General features: G+C 47.9%; 17 protein-coding genes and 1 other annotated feature. All 17 genes read left to right on the top strand.

Features of this window, described 5'->3' with window-relative positions:
* Window positions 1-16 precede the first annotated feature (16 nt).
* The 17 genes from spoVE (at window position 17) to AC4PM4_RS12250 (ending at window position 15,642) form a co-directional block, all read left to right on the top strand.
* Complete coding sequence (spoVE, locus tag AC4PM4_RS12330) at window positions 17-1,114, top strand: stage V sporulation protein E (protein WP_063566986.1); 1,098 nt, start codon at window positions 17-19, stop codon at window positions 1,112-1,114.
* Between the two features lie 7 nt (window positions 1,115-1,121).
* On the top strand, window positions 1,122-2,231 hold the full coding sequence (gene murG / locus AC4PM4_RS12325) for an undecaprenyldiphospho-muramoylpentapeptide beta-N-acetylglucosaminyltransferase (protein WP_063566985.1): 1,110 nt from the start codon (window positions 1,122-1,124) through the stop codon (window positions 2,229-2,231).
* A gap of 148 nt (window positions 2,232-2,379) precedes the next feature.
* Window positions 2,380-3,285 (top strand): UDP-N-acetylmuramate dehydrogenase, encoded by a 906-nt coding sequence (murB, locus tag AC4PM4_RS12320; protein ID WP_063566984.1) that lies wholly within the window; start codon window positions 2,380-2,382, stop codon window positions 3,283-3,285.
* Between the two features lie 17 nt (window positions 3,286-3,302).
* Window positions 3,303-4,586 (top strand): UDP-N-acetylglucosamine 1-carboxyvinyltransferase, encoded by a 1,284-nt coding sequence (gene murA / locus AC4PM4_RS12315; protein ID WP_063566983.1) that lies wholly within the window; start codon window positions 3,303-3,305, stop codon window positions 4,584-4,586.
* A 58-nt stretch (window positions 4,587-4,644) separates the two neighbouring features.
* Window positions 4,645-5,412 (top strand): cell division protein FtsQ/DivIB, encoded by a 768-nt coding sequence (locus AC4PM4_RS12310; RefSeq protein ID WP_063566982.1) that lies wholly within the window; start codon window positions 4,645-4,647, stop codon window positions 5,410-5,412.
* A 293-nt stretch (window positions 5,413-5,705) separates the two neighbouring features.
* The gene (ftsA, locus tag AC4PM4_RS12305; protein WP_063566981.1) at window positions 5,706-6,989 is read left to right on the top strand and encodes a cell division protein FtsA; all 1,284 of its coding nucleotides are present in this window, start codon (window positions 5,706-5,708) and stop codon (window positions 6,987-6,989) included.
* Between the two features lie 150 nt (window positions 6,990-7,139).
* Window positions 7,140-8,252 carry a cell division protein FtsZ gene (ftsZ, locus tag AC4PM4_RS12300; protein WP_063566980.1) on the top strand — a complete coding sequence of 371 codons (1,113 nt, stop codon included), beginning with the start codon at window positions 7,140-7,142 and terminating at the stop codon, window positions 8,250-8,252.
* Window positions 8,253-8,505: 253 nt separating this feature from the next.
* Entirely contained in the window at window positions 8,506-9,486 is a 981-nt protein-coding gene (gene spoIIGA / locus AC4PM4_RS12295) for a sigma-E processing peptidase SpoIIGA (RefSeq protein WP_063567038.1), read from the top strand.
* A gap of 11 nt (window positions 9,487-9,497) precedes the next feature.
* Window positions 9,498-10,220 (top strand): RNA polymerase sporulation sigma factor SigE, encoded by a 723-nt coding sequence (sigE, locus tag AC4PM4_RS12290; RefSeq protein WP_017687308.1) that lies wholly within the window; start codon window positions 9,498-9,500, stop codon window positions 10,218-10,220.
* Between the two features lie 111 nt (window positions 10,221-10,331).
* Window positions 10,332-11,114: an RNA polymerase sporulation sigma factor SigG gene (gene sigG, locus AC4PM4_RS12285; protein ID WP_063566979.1), complete on the top strand. Its 783-nt coding sequence runs from the start codon at window positions 10,332-10,334 to the stop codon at window positions 11,112-11,114.
* A 236-nt stretch (window positions 11,115-11,350) separates the two neighbouring features.
* Window positions 11,351-11,704 carry a YlmC/YmxH family sporulation protein gene (locus tag AC4PM4_RS12280; RefSeq protein WP_063567037.1) on the top strand — a complete coding sequence of 118 codons (354 nt, stop codon included), beginning with the start codon at window positions 11,351-11,353 and terminating at the stop codon, window positions 11,702-11,704.
* Between the two features lie 51 nt (window positions 11,705-11,755).
* Window positions 11,756-12,649, top strand: coding sequence for a peptidoglycan editing factor PgeF (gene pgeF, locus AC4PM4_RS12275; RefSeq protein ID WP_072734482.1), 894 nt, complete (start codon window positions 11,756-11,758; stop codon window positions 12,647-12,649).
* A gap of 6 nt (window positions 12,650-12,655) precedes the next feature.
* Window positions 12,656-13,357: a YggS family pyridoxal phosphate-dependent enzyme gene (locus tag AC4PM4_RS12270; protein WP_491613698.1), complete on the top strand. Its 702-nt coding sequence runs from the start codon at window positions 12,656-12,658 to the stop codon at window positions 13,355-13,357.
* Complete coding sequence (locus tag AC4PM4_RS12265) at window positions 13,348-13,815, top strand: cell division protein SepF (protein WP_063566976.1); 468 nt, start codon at window positions 13,348-13,350, stop codon at window positions 13,813-13,815. Before AC4PM4_RS12270 ends, AC4PM4_RS12265 begins: the two co-directional genes overlap by 10 nt.
* Window positions 13,816-13,822: 7 nt before the next feature.
* Window positions 13,823-14,092, top strand: a complete 270-nt coding sequence (locus AC4PM4_RS12260) for a YggT family protein (protein WP_301290087.1) — start codon at window positions 13,823-13,825, stop codon at window positions 14,090-14,092.
* A 16-nt stretch (window positions 14,093-14,108) separates the two neighbouring features.
* Window positions 14,109-14,891 carry a YlmH family RNA-binding protein gene (locus tag AC4PM4_RS12255; RefSeq protein WP_491613697.1) on the top strand — a complete coding sequence of 261 codons (783 nt, stop codon included), beginning with the start codon at window positions 14,109-14,111 and terminating at the stop codon, window positions 14,889-14,891.
* Between the two features lie 241 nt (window positions 14,892-15,132).
* Window positions 15,133-15,642, top strand: a complete 510-nt coding sequence (locus tag AC4PM4_RS12250) for a DivIVA domain-containing protein (RefSeq protein WP_063566974.1) — start codon at window positions 15,133-15,135, stop codon at window positions 15,640-15,642.
* A gap of 58 nt (window positions 15,643-15,700) precedes the next feature.
* Window positions 15,701-15,992 (top strand) — a binding site (T-box leader).
* The last annotated feature ends 372 nt before the right edge of the window (window positions 15,993-16,364 follow it).

Below are 16,364 nucleotides of genomic sequence, written 5' to 3'. Positions count from 1 at the left end.
AAGGGGTGGCCTCCTGATGAAACAGACGCGACCGGCGCCGGATTTCTGGCTCCTAATTTGTATTCTGGCATTGCTTGCCATCGGCATTATTATGGTATACAGTGCGGGCTCGGTGCTTGCTTTTCATGACTACGGTGATTCATTTTACTTTGTCAAAAGACAGCTGCTGTTCGCCGGACTTGGACTTGCTGCCATGTTTGTTACGGCAAATGTGGACTACCGGGTCTGGAGAAAGTATGCAAAGCCTATACTGATTGCCTGTTTTATAATGCTGATTGCGGTGCTGATTCCTGGCATCGGAGTGGTTCGGGGAGGGGCACGAAGCTGGTTGGGCATTGGCTCGTTCGGCATACAACCTTCAGAATTCATGAAACTGGGTATGATCCTGTTTCTCGCTCACTGGTTAAGCAAGGAACCTGGCAAAATCAAAACGTTCACGACGGGGCTTCTGCCACCGCTCGGCTTGATTGGTTTGGCCTTTGGTATTATTATGCTTCAGCCCGATTTGGGGACAGGCACCGTGATGATGGGTGCATCGATGCTGATTATTTTCACAGCAGGAGCACGGATGAAACATCTATCACTGCTTGCCCTCGGCGGTATAGCAGGGTTTGCCGGACTGATTGCGGCAGCTCCCTACAGATTGCAGCGAATAACGGCTTTTTTGGACCCGTGGTCTGATCCACTTGGTGCCGGATATCAGATTATTCAATCTTTATATGCGATCGGCCCTGGAGGACTTGCGGGCTTGGGGCTGGGTATGAGTCGACAAAAATACAGCTACGTACCCGAGCCACAAACGGATTTTATTTTTTCCATTTTGGCAGAAGAGCTAGGCTTCATTGGTGGAATGATTGTATTATTGCTGTTTCTGGTCCTGGTGTGGAGAGGGATGCGCGTAGCGATGACGGTACCGGATGCTTTTGGCAGCCTTCTGGGTGTAGGCATTGTGGGTATGGTGGCTGTGCAGGTCATTATCAACATTGGTGTCGTGATCGGGCTTATGCCGGTTACGGGGATTACGCTCCCGCTCATCAGCTATGGCGGTTCATCTCTGACCTTGATGTTGACAGCGCTAGGCATATTATTGAACTTATCCCGTTATGCGAGGTGAATGTACGATGCGAGTCGTTCTAAGCGGCGGCGGTACCGGTGGGCATATCTATCCGGCCGTTGCTATAGCAAGGCAATGTGAGGCGGAGAATCCCGACTCGACATTTTTATATATCGGTGGTACCCGTGGACTGGAAAGTAAACTGGTGCCACAAGAGAATATTCCGTTTCAATCGATTGACATTACAGGTTTTCGCCGGAAATTGTCCTTTGACAACGTGAAGACTGTGATGAGATTTCTGCAAGGTGTTCGCAAAGCCAAGAAAATGCTCAAGGAATTCAAACCCGATGTTGTCATCGGTACGGGGGGCTATGTGTGTGGGCCTGTCGTATATGCAGCAGCCAAACTTGGTATTCCAAGTGTCATTCATGAACAGAATGCCATTCCCGGGTTAACTAACAAGTTCCTTACCCGGTATGTGGACACGGTAGCTGTTAGTTTTGAGGGTTCGGAGAAAGCATTCTCTGGAGCCAAAAGGGTTGTGTATACCGGCAATCCAAGGGCTACAACGGTAGCTCAAGCTAGCCGTGATCGTGGTTTTGCGACACTGGGTGTACCGATGGACAGCCGAGTTGTTCTTGTGGTTGGTGGTAGCCGTGGTGCGAAAGCAATCAATAAAGCCATGGTGGATATGGCACCGATGCTGGCCAAGCTTGAAGATGTGCACGTGGTCTACGTGACTGGTGATTCTTATTTTGATGAAACGCGTGAAGCGATTCGCAGTTCCCTTGGAACGATGCCAAATCATCTGCATGTGCTGCCCTACGTACACAACATGCCTGAGGTTCTTGCATGCACGTCGCTGATTGTAAATCGTGCTGGGGCATCATTCCTTGCCGAGATTACATCTCTAGGTATTCCATCCATTCTGATTCCGTCACCTAACGTGACGAATAATCATCAGGAGGCGAATGCTCGTACACTTGAGGGTGGTGGTGCATCGCTTACGATGCTGGAGAAGGATCTGACAGGCCAGGCGCTATATAAAGCGATTGCTGGAATTATGAATGACGAAGCGGCGCGCAAAAGGATGGCGGAAGCCTCCAGGGAACTGGGGAAACCTGATGCAGCCGAGGTGCTTGTGAGCGAGATTCGGCGTCTTGCTGCAGGGCGTTAAAGTGCGTTTTGGGCGATTGTCACACACACGGCGGGACTGACATAAGATACCCTATAAATCGTGACAATCGTTCCATGGCGCCGCAACACGGCTTGCAGCAACGAAAACTGCCGTGCTCATCGGTTTTGAAGTAAAGGAGGATGTTAATATGCAGCAGTGGATATCGTTACTATCCCAGAACAATGTCGGCAAAGTTCTTGAAAACGAGCCGCTAGCCAAATACACCACATGGAAGATCGGCGGTCCTGCAGATGCGCTGGTCATACCGGAAAACAAGGAGCAGATGATCAATCTCATTCAATTGCTGCACAAGCATCAGATCCCATGGATGCAGCTTGGACGGGGTTCAAACATGTTGGTGTCTGACAAGGGAATACGCGGAGTTGTCGTGAAACCGGGAGAAGGCTTTGATTATGCCGAATTTCACGAGGGCGGGGTAACTGCCGGAGCGGCACATTCCTTTGTTAAACTCAGTGTTGTTGCTGCAAAGAAAGAGTGGACCGGTTTGGAATTTGGTAGCGGCATCCCCGGAACGGTCGGCGGAGCCGTATATATGAATGCTGGTGCCCATGGATCGGATGTGTCACGGATATTTCAATCCGCTGAGATTGTACTGGAGACAGGGGAATTGGTACGTTACAGCAAGGAGGACATGGAATTTGCCTATCGCCACTCTGTTCTTCATGACCGGAGAGGTATCGTGCTGGAGGCTACATTTGCACTCCAGCAGGGAGAACGCAAAGTCATTTCGGAATCGATGGCCGCTTATAAAGACCGTAGACGCCGTACACAGCCACTGCAGATGGCGTGTGCTGGCAGCGTGTTCCGGAATCCACCTGGTGATCATGCCGCCCGCCTGATTGAAGCAGCGGGGCTAAAGGGTATGACTCAAGGAGGCGCACAGGTATCCACCATGCATGCCAATTTCATTGTCAATACAGGCCAAGCAACAGCAGAGGACGTTATCACCCTAATGCAGCAGATTCAGAACACTATATCATCTCAAAACGGTATTAACCTGGTACCGGAAGTCTTCGTAGTGGGTGAACGGTAAACCCCGGAGGTGATACATTGGACAAATTGGTGATTGAAGGCGGGAAACCCCTCTCAGGATCCATACGCATCCATGGAGCAAAAAATGCCGCTTTACCGATTATGGCCGCAAGTTTGTTGGCAGACGGAGAAGTTACGCTGCACAACGTTCCACACTTGCTGGACATTGAAGTGATGCTGTATATCCTGGAACGACTTGGATGCACGTGTCGGCATGAACAGGGAACAGTGACGATAGATACATCGTCCATCCGGTCATATGATGTGCCTGAGGATCTCATGAAGCAGATGCGTTCTTCCATTTTTTTAATGGGACCATTACTGGCTAAGTTTGGGCAAGTATCCGTGTACCAGCCAGGTGGCTGTGCCATTGGGGAACGTAAAATTGATCTTCACCTTCGGGGCCTTGAGACGCTCGGAGCTTCGATTGAAGAGCTGGATCAGCAGATCATATGCCGCGGGCGCAAGCTGGTGGGTACAGACATTCATCTGGATTTCCCCAGTGTAGGAGCCACAGAAAATATTATGATGGCTGCTGTTACGGCTGAGGGTACAACAACGATATTTAATGCAGCCAGAGAACCTGAGATACAGGATTTGCAACATTTTCTGAATGCAATGGGTGCACGGATTATCGGTGCTGGAACGGATACGATCACCATTAATGGTGTGGAGAAACTCAAGCCTTGTTCTTACGAAATTATACCTGATCGGATCGTTGCAGGAACGGTGATGATTGCAGCCGCAGCAACGAGAGGGAATGTAACGCTTACACACTGCAATCCGGCTCATCTTACTTCCCTTATACATGTGTTGAAGCGTACTGGTGTTCAAATCACAGTCTGCAATGATATAATGACGGTGAGCTGTATGAGCCGTCCCAAATCAGTAGACCGCATTGTGACTTCTCCGTATCCTTCATTTCCAACAGACCTGCAGTCGCAAATTATGGTGCTGCTCAGTCTGGCAGACGGTTTCAGTGTGATGAAGGAAACGGTATTCGAGGGTCGGTTCAAACATGTGGATGAGCTGAATGTCATGGGAGCCGATATTTCGGTAGACATGAATGCAGCATTTATCCGTGGCGTTCCCCGTTTGTACGGGGCTACAGTGGAAGCAACCGATCTGCGTGCAGGTGCAGCACTAGTCATTGCTGGCCTTGCTGCCCAGGGAAAAACGGTTGTGGAGCAAGTACATCATATTGATAGAGGGTACGATCGTATCGAGAAGCTCTTTCAGAGTCTTGGAGCTTCGGTTGAGCGACAGTCCCCCGTTTCGAAGCAGCTGGATTTTGCCAATTAACGTCCTTTGAGTCCCCTTCTTAAGGGAAGGGGGCCGGAGGCTTTGTGGAGCGCGACCTATGCCTAAAAGTCAAATTCCGGTTCTGAAGAAGAATCGGCCCAAACGAAACACAAGCCGTAAAATCGTATTTATTCTTTTACTTCTTTTTATTGTATTACTTGCTGTACTTTTTTTTCGTTCTTCGATGAGTCGGATTTCGGCAATTGAGATTACGGGTAATGTATACACAACAACTTCGGAACTGCTGGAGAAAAGCGGTCTGAAGGAGGGCGAACAGTTTTTTGGGACAACCTCTGCTGATGTGATTGAGCGACTGAAAACGATCAAGGCTATATCAACCGTAACTGTGGATAAACAATTTCCGGGTACTATTCTTATCAAGGTGCAGGAATATCCAACGGTTGCGTATGAACTTGGTTCTGACGGTACGCTAAAAGCCATACTGGCAAGCGGGACAAGCTTAACGGTTCCTGCCACCATTGGCGTTGCGGTTGAGAAACCGATTTTGACCCAGTGGAAGGCGGACGATCCGCTCAAGGCCAAGCTGAGTGAAGCGTTGGCCAAGATCCCGAATGAACTAACGACGGATATTTCAGAGATTATTCCGAATCCTACACCTTCATTCCCGGATCAGATTCGGATGTATACCAAGTCACAGTTTGAAGTGATTACAACTGTTTCTCTATTGTCCGATAAGGTAGAGTATCTCAACCAGGTCATTGAGACGGAACGGCCAGGGAAAATCACGATGCTAGAGGCTGATACGTACGTGCCTTTCATTCCGGATAACCCGGAAGAAGATGCTGAACCAGGAGCAACTCCCTGATTTCCGCCTTTATTCGGTAGAGAAGTATTCAAAACCAGGCGGGATCGGGGTTTAGCCCCTTTTATCCAATGAAAGTTGTTCTTTCTGAGACGAAGAAAAAATGATACACTTGAACTTATGGCACTTGAGTTGCCTCCTTCTTTTTTCTTCAAGGTTTTATGTCTCGCAACCAGATCTTGGCACCCAAAAAAATTGTAGAAAAAAGAGGGAAAGCCTAAAGTGTGTTGAATATATTTTAAGAGTGTTTAAACCCGAACGTATTTTACTATTTGGAGTCAGGAGGTGCCACAGACTTGAGCAACAATGACATCATTGTTAGTTTGGACATCGGTACATCCAAAATTCGCGCTATTATTGGGGAAATGAATAATGGAACCTTTAATATTATTGGAGTTGGATCTGCCGACTCGGAGGGAATTCGCAAAGGTGTAATCGTAGATATCGATCAGACGGTGCAATCGATCCGTAATGCAGTGGATCATGCAGAACGTATGGTAGGTATTCAAATATCCGAAGTATATGTTGGAATCTCGGGAAATCATATCGGACTGATGAGCAGTCACGGTGTCGTGGCAGTATCTAACGAGGATCGTGAAATCGGAGAAGAAGACATGGAGCGGGTGTTGAAAGCAGCCGAAGTGATTGCGGTTCCACCGGAACGGGAAATTATTGATGTTGTAGCCAAGCAGTATGTTGTAGATGGCTTGGAGGGCATACAGGACCCCCGTGGTATGATTGGTGTTCGTCTGGAAGTAGAGGCGACCATCATTACGGGTGCAAAAACCGCGATACATAATCTTTTGCGCTGCGTGGAAAAAGCGGGTCTGAAAGTAAGTGATTTGGTACTCATGTCACTTGGAGCAGGTCAGCTGGCATTGTCCAAGGATGAAAAAACGATGGGTTCCGTGCTTGTTGATATCGGAGCAGGGGCTACAACCATCGCCATCTTCGAAGAAGACAGTCTCGTTGCAACTTCAACGCTACCTATTGGTGGGGAGTTTGTAACGAATGATATTGCCTATGGTCTGCGCACATTAACAGATCAAGCCGAAAAGGTAAAATTGAAATATGGTTGCGCATGGCTGGATGATGCTGCTGCGGATGTCATGTTCAAAGTAACACGGATCGGCAGCAACGTAGACAAGGAATTCTCTCAAGAGGATCTGGCGGCTATTATCGAACCGAGGGTTCAAGAAATATTCCAGATGATTTCTCAAGAAGTGAAGCGTCTTGGTTACAATGATCTTCCTGGAGGTTATATACTAACGGGAGGTACGGTCTCTATGCCGGGTGTTCTGCAGGTAGCTCAGCATGAGCTTGCTGCTTCGGTACGAGTTGCGGTGCCGGATTATATCGGTGTGCGTGACCCTGGCTTCACGAGCGGAGTCGGCATTTTGCACAGTGTAATCCGCAGTTTGCGTATTCGTCCCTCGATCAACAACGGCGGTGGAAATAACAACAACAATAATAACAACAAAAAACCGACCAACCGTCCTAAGCCGAATGCGGCCCAGGAATCGGAGCAAAAACCAGGTCTGTTCGAACGGCTGAAAAATATGTTCAGCGAATTTATATAACAGGTTGAATCCATTTCATACAATTCTTGAAGCCGTTTGAATGCGCTGGTTCTAAAATAAACGCTTTCGTTCGTCGATATATGAAATTGATTCGGTTCAATCAAAAATTGGACGGGCCATCCATGCACATTGAGGGGGAGATGGAATAATATGTTGGAATTTGATTTCGAGATGGAGAGCTTGGCTCAAATTAAAGTCATCGGTGTAGGCGGCGGCGGAAGCAATGCAGTCAACCGTATGATCGAAAACGGTGTACAAGGTGTAGAATTTATTACGGTAAATACGGACGCTCAGGCGTTGCACCTCGCGAAATCCGAGCATAAATTGCAAATCGGTGATAAATTAACCCGTGGTCTTGGCGCTGGCGCCAACCCGGATGTAGGTAAAAAAGCAGCGGAAGAATCCCGCGACTTGATCATGAACACCTTGAAAGGTGCAGACATGGTATTTGTTACAGCGGGTATGGGCGGCGGTACGGGTACAGGTGCGGCTCCGGTTATTGCCGAAATCGCCAAAGAGTGTGGCGCACTTACCGTGGGTGTTGTAACACGCCCGTTCACATTTGAAGGACGTAAACGTTCCAGCCATGCAGAGCAAGGTATCGAAGCTCTCAAGGAAAAAGTGGACACGCTGATCGTCATTCCAAATGATCGTTTGCTTGAGATTGTAGACAAAAAGACCCCAATGCTTGAAGCGTTTCGTCAAGCAGATAATGTATTGCGTCAAGCGGTACAAGGTATCTCTGACTTGATCGCTGTACCGGGTCTGATCAACCTTGACTTTGCAGACGTCAAAACGATCATGCACGAGCGTGGATCTGCGCTGATGGGTATCGGTGAATCGACTGGCGAGAACCGTGCAGCTGAAGCAGCTCGTAAAGCCATCATGAGTCCTTTGCTGGAAACGTCCATCGAAGGTGCACGTGGTGTCATCATGAACATTACGGGTGGCATTAACCTGTCCCTGTATGAAGTCAATGAAGCAGCTGAGATTGTTACTTCAGCTTCCGATCCGGAAGTGAACATGATCTTTGGTGCCATCATTGATGAGGATCTGAAAGAGGAGATCAAGGTTACAGTTATCGCGACCGGATTTGAGGACAAGCCTGCTTCGCCTCCACCTGGACGCAAACCTGCTCCAGCAAGTGAGCCTGCGGATAACCGTTCGCCGAACCTGCGTCCTTTCGGAAATCAGCCGAGCAATGATCAGCTGGATATTCCGACATTTTTGCGCAATCGTTCACGCAATAATAACAACGATTAATACTCCAATAGATTTCAATGAAGACCCGGTACTCCTGATAGGAGTAACCGGGTCTTTTTGTTTTTTATTATCCTATCACATCGTATTGAACAAATTCTGAACAACGGGTCTGAGCAATTCCGACAAAAAAAGTTGGAACGATCCCCCCATGATTAGACAGACTTTGAAAAGTGAGCTCCTTATACTTGTGAATATGCTCATGAATATCGGGATAACGTTATTTCGATATGTTGCGCGCAGGCAGGTGAAGAATGTGGTTGTATATGTGGATCTTATTTTTTTGACGAACCTGTGTATTGACGGTGCACTCATCGGACTGACGGCCTGGATGCGCAAAACGAAGCTGGTCTGGTGGAGATGGTTGCTGTCCGCGATCGTGGGTGCGCTGTACGTAGTCATGATGTTTGTACCGGAGTTTGATTTTATGTTCACCTTTTTGATCAAGTTTGGATTGTCTCTGGTGATGCTGAGTATTGCATTTGGGTTTAAGGGTCTTCAGGCATTTATGAGGACCTTGGGTACCTTCTATGTAATCAATTTTGTCGCCGCAGGGGGAATTCTGGGTGTGCACTACATGCTGCAAAGCTCTGGGGAATTGTTCAACGGCATTTGGTTTACGGCATCAGGTGGAATGTCTTTTGATTTGAAAATAGCCTTTTGGTTCACGTTTGTCGTCTTTTTTGCCGTGCTTTTTCTATTCAAAGCCGTGCAGAGCTCGAAACGAAAAACAGACCGAATGACAACGTACTTGGGTAAAGTGGAGGTTTTTATTGATGATGTGACTATTTCTTGTACAGGCCTTCTGGATACAGGAAATCAACTCACAGATCCCCTTTCACGTATGCCCGTCATGGTAATGGAGGTATCGTTATGGCAAGACATGCTGCCTGCTGCATGGAAGGGCAGGTTGAAGGATGAGGCGCCGGACAACCTTATCATGGAGCTCGATCAGGAGGATTTCCACTGGCAGGATCGTTTAAGGCTTGTACCCTATCGGGGGATTAACAAAGGAACTGCATTTATGCTGGCGATGAAGCCAGACCGGGTGAAGGTAACGATGGATGAGATGTGTTATGAGACGACAAAGGTATTAATAGGGTTGGACGGGGGCGTACTGTCATCCGATGGAAAATACCAGGCCGTGATTCACCCTGAGCTTGTGCAAGACGCTGCTTCTGCGCAGTCTACGGCTATCTCTGCGGGAGCAACAGAAAAGCCGCTGAATGTGGTATAGGAGGAACGTACATGCTTGTAAAATGGAAACTGGTGGCGCAGCTGCAGTACTATCGTTTATTATTTCTGCTTGGTTTGAAAAGTGAAGAGATTTATTATATCGGAGGCAGTGAGGCGCTACCGCCCCCATTAACACGTGAAGAAGAAGAATTTTTGTTGCAAAAGTTGTCTTCAGGGGATTCCGCTATCCGTGCCATGCTGATTGAACGGAACCTGCGACTGGTGGTATACATCGCACGCAAATTCGAAAATACAGGTATCAATATCGAGGATTTGGTCTCCATCGGTGCGATCGGGTTGATTAAAGCCGTTAATACATTTGACCCGGAAAAGAAAATTAAACTGGCAACCTATGCTTCCCGTTGTATCGAAAATGAAATTTTGATGTACCTGAGACGTAACAGTAAAATTCGTACAGAAGTTTCTTTTGATGAACCACTCAATATTGATTGGGATGGAAATGAACTATTATTATCCGATGTACTCGGTACAGAGAACGATACAATCTATCGGAATATCGAAGAACAGGTAGACCGGAAGCTTTTGCATAAAGCATTGGAAAAATTAACCGAGCGTGAGCGAATGATTATGGAGCTTCGTTTTGGCTTGACGGATGGGGAGGAAAAGACACAAAAAGATGTCGCCGATCTGCTTGGAATCTCCCAATCCTATATCTCTCGTCTCGAAAAAAGAATCATTAAAAGACTCCGAAAGGAGTTCAACAAGATGGTCTGAACAGGAGCATTTTTCATAATGGGTATTAATGGCAAGGATGCCAAGTGCGAATAAAATAGCCTGCCCCGGAGATAATGTACATTAATGTTTCTCCTTGGGAGGTAAGTCACGATGACCCGAAACAAAGTCGAGATTTGTGGCGTGGACACCGCAAAATTGCCTGTCCTCACCAACATAGAAATGCGGGAATTGTTTCATTCCCTACAGCAACACCATGATCGCTCAGCAAGAGAGAAATTAGTGAATGGCAACCTGCGCCTGGTGCTCAGTGTCATTCAGCGCTTTAACAATCGGGGAGAGTTTGTCGATGATCTGTTCCAGGTTGGATGTATCGGCCTGATGAAAGCCATTGATAATTTTGATTTATCCCAGAATGTCAAATTTTCAACCTACGCGGTGCCGATGATTATCGGTGAAATCCGTCGATACCTGCGCGATAATAACCCAATTCGGGTATCTCGCTCCTTGCGGGACATTGCTTATAAAGCACTTCAGGTGCGTGACAGCCTGACGAATAAAAATTCCCGTGAACCGACGATATTTGAAATTTCTGAGGTACTGAATGTGCCGAAGGAAGATGTGGTTTTTGCATTGGATGCCATTCAGGACCCGGTTTCGCTCTTCGAACCGATCTATCATGATGGTGGAGATCCGATCTATGTGATGGATCAGATCAGCGATGACAAAAACAAGGATGTGTCCTGGATTGAGGAAATTGCACTGCGTGAAGCGATGCACCGTCTCGGTCAAAGGGAGAAAATGATTCTGTCGATGCGGTTTTTCGAAGGGAAAACCCAGATGGAAGTGGCTGATGAAATTGGCATTTCCCAGGCGCAGGTATCCCGTCTGGAGAAATCAGCGATACAACAAATGCAGAAACATGTGAAGTCGTAACAAGGGGTAAGCCAGGAGACGATCAAAGGGAAGAAATATCCCTTTGATCGTCTTTTTGCTTTTTGGATTTCGACATCAGATGGATTTGGAATTGTTCCATTGCCTTTCCTTCGAAAAAGAGGACATTTTTCGCGTATGAAACATATATTGTATAGAAGCGGAGAACGGGCAGAAGCGGATTAATCGGGGGGCGGGACCAAATGAAAGTGAACACAGGTGAACCGGTCGGTAGCGGGATGAAAATTTCGGATTTTCAAACCAAAGATGTTATTAACATTACGGATGGCAAACGTCTGGGTCAGATTAGCGATTTGGAGCTGGATCTGAAGCAGGGACGAATTGAAGCAATTGTTGTGCCAGGTTACAGCCGTTTTATGGGGCTATTCGGCGGGGGAACGGATCTAATCATCCCTTGGAGAAACATTGTGAAGATCGGTTCGGATGTGATTTTGGTTAAAATGGATGAAATGAAGGAAAATAACTACGATGAGCGTGACCGTGAAGCCCGCTTGTATGACGAGCAGAACGGCCGGGTGGACCGGGTGGAACGTATTGAACGGTTGAATCGGAACCAGCGTCGAACGATATAACCGAGACAGAACGGGGTTCATTTGGTACACTGGAAGTTGTGAGGTGAGAAGATGGAACCGTTTATTTTGGATAAGGAAATACGGTCGGGAAGCCAGAACTCAAATTGGGGTCCTGACCCGTTGTTATTATATGTGGAGCCGTGGAAATTGCAGTTTAAGCATATGAAAGCCGGTTTTACGACAAGGCAGGGTGGTGTTGGAAGCACACCTTACGCCAGTCTAAACTGTGCCTATCATGTGGGTGATGATCCGGCTAACGTGCTGAGTAATCGCAAACTTGTGGCTGAAAAGCTGGGTTTCCCTTTGGAATCCTGGACTTGTGGAGAACAGGTACATGGTAAACATGTTGCTGTAATCACGGCTGAAGAGCGGGGTAAAGGTTTGCTGGATCGACAGTCTGCATTACAGGATACGGATGGTTTGGTCACCAATGTGCCTGGTGTGCTGCTGACTTCCTTTTATGCAGATTGTGTACCCCTTTATTTCTATGACCCCGTACAACAAGCGGTGGGGCTTGCTCATGCCGGATGGAAAGGTACTGTTGCCGGTATAGCCGAATCGATGGTCGAAAAGATGGAGCAGGAATACGGAAGTCGCAGACAGGATATCCATGCTGCAATAGGTCCCTCCATTGGGGATTGCTGTTATGAAGTGGATGAAGCGGTTATGCAGCATGTACGGGTTTGGCTTGACCACTCCTCGGGTAATGATGAATACAAGAACTCTGCATCTAATCAAGTATATCGGCCTGCCACAAATGGCAAAACGATGTTAAACTTGAAAGAATGCAATCGACACATTATGATGAAAGCAGGAATATTGCCGGATCATATCGAATGTACAACTTGGTGTACAAGCTGCAATCCCGAGCTATTTTTCTCGTATCGTAAAGAAAATGGCATTACCGGGAGAATGGCGAGCTGGATTGGGCTGGAAGAGAGGTGACCCTCTGTGTCATTGGAGGAGCGTATACAACTGGTAAATCAGAAGATCGAAGCCGCGTGTCAGCGCAGTGGCCGTCAACGTGAAGATGTGAATGTGATTGCTGTCACGAAATACGTCGCACTTGAAACAACGGGAGCTGTGCTGGACCACGGTCTTGAGCATATTGGCGAAAACCGCTGGCAGGATGCACAAGCAAAATGGGAAGCATTCGGTCAGCAGGGAACCTGGCATTTTATCGGTCATTTACAGACGAATAAGGTGAAGGACGTCATCGGTAAATTCCGTTACATACATTCACTGGATCGTTTGTCCCTGGCCAAGGAGTTGGATAAAAAGGCGGCGTCTCTTGGCATCCAGGTGGAAACACTATTGCAGGTGAATATTTCGGGTGAAGAAAGCAAGTATGGCTTGCAGCCTGAACAGGCGAGTTCCTTTTTGCGTGAAATCAGTTCGTTCAACAACCTGAAGGTCATCGGCCTGATGACCATGGCACCCCATGAGGAAGATCCGGAGCTTACACGTCCCGTATTTCGCGGACTGCGTGAGCTTAGAGACCATTTGAATGGACAAGCTTTGACAGCGGAGCCATTGACCGAGTTGTCGATGGGCATGTCCAATGATTTTGAAGTGGCGATTGAAGAAGGGGCAACCTGGGTTCGGCTTGGATCGATTCTCGTAGGAAAAGAGGAGGGTTCGCAATGGGCGTAATGAATAAGTTTATGAATTTCCTCGGGCTTCAGGAAGAGGAAGAGATTGTGGAACGTGAGCGTATGGCGGCACAAGAGGAACATGATCCTGATCAGCAGGAAGCTGAAACCTCAAGTCTAGACAAACGTAGAAACCAAAGGGGTAATAATGTGGTGAGCATTCATTCCCAGAAAAATGTTAAAGTCGTCCTTTATGAACCGCGTTCTTATGACGAAGCACAAGAGATTGCTGACCATCTGCGCTCCCATCGTACAGTTGTAGTTAACCTGCAGCGGGTGCGTCAGGATCAGGCACTTCGCGTCATTGATTTCTTGAGTGGCACAGTGTATGCACTGGGAGGCGGTATTTCAAAAATTGGCGGCAACATTTTTCTCTGTACGCCAGATACGGTTGAAATTCAAGGATCAATTACGGAAATACTGGCTGACAGCGAGCAAGATTATAACAGAATGAGGTGAGCCACTTTTGTATCAGATTGAAAGCGTGTTGTACACGTTATACCAGATTTACTTTTACATGGTCATTGTCTACATATTGATGTCATGGCTTCCCAACGCACGGGAGAGCTTCATCGGTGAATGGCTAGGTAAGTTTGTAGAACCATATTTAAGACCTTTCCGCCGATTTATTCCGCCTTTGTTCGGTGTGTTGGATATTTCACCGATTGTGGCGTTGATCGTTCTTCAACTCGCGCTTAATGGACTGATCTCCATCCTCCGATACTTTGTATATTAAGGTAGGGTGAACATAGATGAGCGGTGAAATTTACGAGCATTTTAGTCATGACGAGCGGGATTTTGTGGATAAAGCCTCAGACTGGGTTGAACGTGCAGGTAAGTATCATGACATGAAGCTAACTGACTTTCTTGATCCCAGACAGGCCTTTATTTTACAAACGCTTGTGAACCGTCGAGATGATGTACAGGTTCGTCTGGATGGTGGTTATGAAACAGCTGAACGTAAGCGTGCGCTGATTGCACCGGATTATCGATATCTGGACGATGAAGATATGGGTATGCAGGTCATGAGCATTACGTCTGACGATCAGAAAATCAAAGAGCTGGAGCATGGGGACTATATGGGTGCCCTGCTCGGGCTTGGCATGAAACGTGGCAAGATCGGTGATATTCAAGTGCTGGAGGACGGGTGCCATACTGTGGTGGCGTCGGAAACCGGCGCTTTTTTATCGCTTCAACTGAATCAGGTGCATCGAGTACATGTGTTTACGGAGTTGTTGGCACTGGATCAGCTGAAATGGTCCGAGAGCAAACTGGAGACGATGGACATTACCGTAGCTTCCCTGCGTTTGGATGGCATCTGTGCAGATGTGTATCGGCTTAGTCGCAGTAAAGTTCTCGTTCCGATCAAGGCTGGCCGCTGTCGGGTGAATTGGAAAGTGGAGGAAGATCCGTCCAAAGCGCTAAAAGCGGGAGATGTGGTATCCATTCAAGGATTTGGTCGATTCAAGGTGATGGAACAGGATGGGTTGACCAAAAAGGGACGCTGCCGCGTAAAAATCGGCAAATTTGCCTAAGAGTGTTGCAGGAAAACCCGCTTTCTTGTCGAAATGTTTAAGGTAAAGGTGCAAAAAACATTCGGTGTTTCCGATATACATTAAAGTGCAAAGGTTGATAGGACCGCCAAAGGATCAGAGTCTGATCCTGCATTCCGTGTTAGTGCCAGGATTAGGCATCACATATACGGCCCCTTGGGTGGAACCCATATGCTGCAAACCTTCTCAGTCCGGGAAGGAACTTTTACAGGAGGTGGACAGCATGCCATTAACGCCGCTGGACATACACAACAAGGAATTTTCCCGACGTTTGCGCGGGTATGACGAGGATGAGGTCAATGAATTCCTGGATCAAGTCATCAAAGATTACGAAGGCGTCATTCGCGAAAACAAAGAGCTGAGCAATCAGTTGCTGTCCGTTCAGGAGAAGCTTGATCATTTTGCAACGATTGAAGAGACGCTGAGCAAAACGATCATCATTGCGCAGGAAGCTGCGGATGATGTGAAGAACAATGCGAAAAAAGAAGCACAGTTGATCGTGAAGGAAGCCGAGAAAAATGCGGACCGGATCGTAAACGAATCTTTGTCTAAATCACGCAAAATTGCTTTGGAAGTAGAAGAGCTGAAAAAGCAGGCGTCCATCTATCGTGCTCGTTTCCGTACACTTGTGGAAGCACAGCTTGAATTGTTGACTCAGGATGGTTGGGAAGCGCTGGAGAGCCGGGAGCAGGAAGTCCGTGACCGTGAGCGGGAAATGAAGGAAATTTATTAGTCTATCCGCCTGGTTGACTTTTGCCTGTAAAGAAGCTATAACTATATTCATAATGAATAGTGATTCCATGACGGGTTCAGTACGTTATGATCTCATCCCTCAGAGAGTTGGCGTTTGGTGCAAGCCAATGGATGAGTTATAGCCGAATATCTCCCCGGAGAAGTGACGCTGAAGCGGTGAAGGATTGGCCGTGTGTAAGCGAAACCGTGAGCCGAACGTTATATCGGCACCCTGCTGTAGTTAAGCGGGGCATAAGCGCTGTTGATGACAGAGCATACCCAATTTATATTGGATGTGGTTTGTGATGAACAGAATTAGGGTGGTAACGCGAGCACAACCTCGTCCCTTTCCAGGGATGAGGTTTTTTTGTGTCCAAAAAAAGGCGAACGCCCATGAGGCCCGAAGGCGCCTCAAGGAGAGAGCCAACCGCCGGAAGAGCGAAGCGTCCGGCACCGGGGTTTCGCCAAGGCGAACGCCCATGAGGCCCGAAGGTGCCTCAAGGAGAGAGCCAGCCCGCCGGAGGAGCGAAGCGTCCGGCACTGGGGTTCGCTAAGGCGAACGCCCATGAGGCCCGAAGGCGCCTCAAGGAGAGAGCCAACCGCCGGAAGAGCGAAGCGTCCGGCACCGGGGTTTCGCCAAGGCGAACGCCCATGAGGCCCGAAGGTGCCTCAAGGAGAGAGCCAGCCTGCCGGAGGAGCGAAGCGTCCGGCAACTCCCTTCTC

The organism is Paenibacillus sp. MDV22-iso6 (assembly GCF_058408365.1).
Note: the sequence above shows the minus strand (reverse complement) of the source record. Positions and strands in the feature narration are given on the sequence as shown.

Coding starts and splice junctions, on each gene's coding strand:
- sigE (WP_017687308.1), top strand. CDS start 9,498: ATGCTTGTAAAATGGAAACTGGTGGCGCAGCTGCAGTACTATCGTTTA.
- AC4PM4_RS12265 (WP_063566976.1), top strand. CDS start 13,348: ATGGGCGTAATGAATAAGTTTATGAATTTCCTCGGGCTTCAGGAAGAG.
- pgeF (WP_072734482.1), top strand. CDS start 11,756: ATGGAACCGTTTATTTTGGATAAGGAAATACGGTCGGGAAGCCAGAAC.
- AC4PM4_RS12255 (WP_491613697.1), top strand. CDS start 14,109: ATGAGCGGTGAAATTTACGAGCATTTTAGTCATGACGAGCGGGATTTT.
- spoVE (WP_063566986.1), top strand. CDS start 17: ATGAAACAGACGCGACCGGCGCCGGATTTCTGGCTCCTAATTTGTATT.
- murB (WP_063566984.1), top strand. CDS start 2,380: ATGCAGCAGTGGATATCGTTACTATCCCAGAACAATGTCGGCAAAGTT.
- AC4PM4_RS12280 (WP_063567037.1), top strand. CDS start 11,351: ATGAAAATTTCGGATTTTCAAACCAAAGATGTTATTAACATTACGGAT.
- AC4PM4_RS12310 (WP_063566982.1), top strand. CDS start 4,645: ATGCCTAAAAGTCAAATTCCGGTTCTGAAGAAGAATCGGCCCAAACGA.
- ftsZ (WP_063566980.1), top strand. CDS start 7,140: ATGTTGGAATTTGATTTCGAGATGGAGAGCTTGGCTCAAATTAAAGTC.
- AC4PM4_RS12250 (WP_063566974.1), top strand. CDS start 15,133: ATGCCATTAACGCCGCTGGACATACACAACAAGGAATTTTCCCGACGT.
- murG (WP_063566985.1), top strand. CDS start 1,122: ATGCGAGTCGTTCTAAGCGGCGGCGGTACCGGTGGGCATATCTATCCG.
- sigG (WP_063566979.1), top strand. CDS start 10,332: ATGACCCGAAACAAAGTCGAGATTTGTGGCGTGGACACCGCAAAATTG.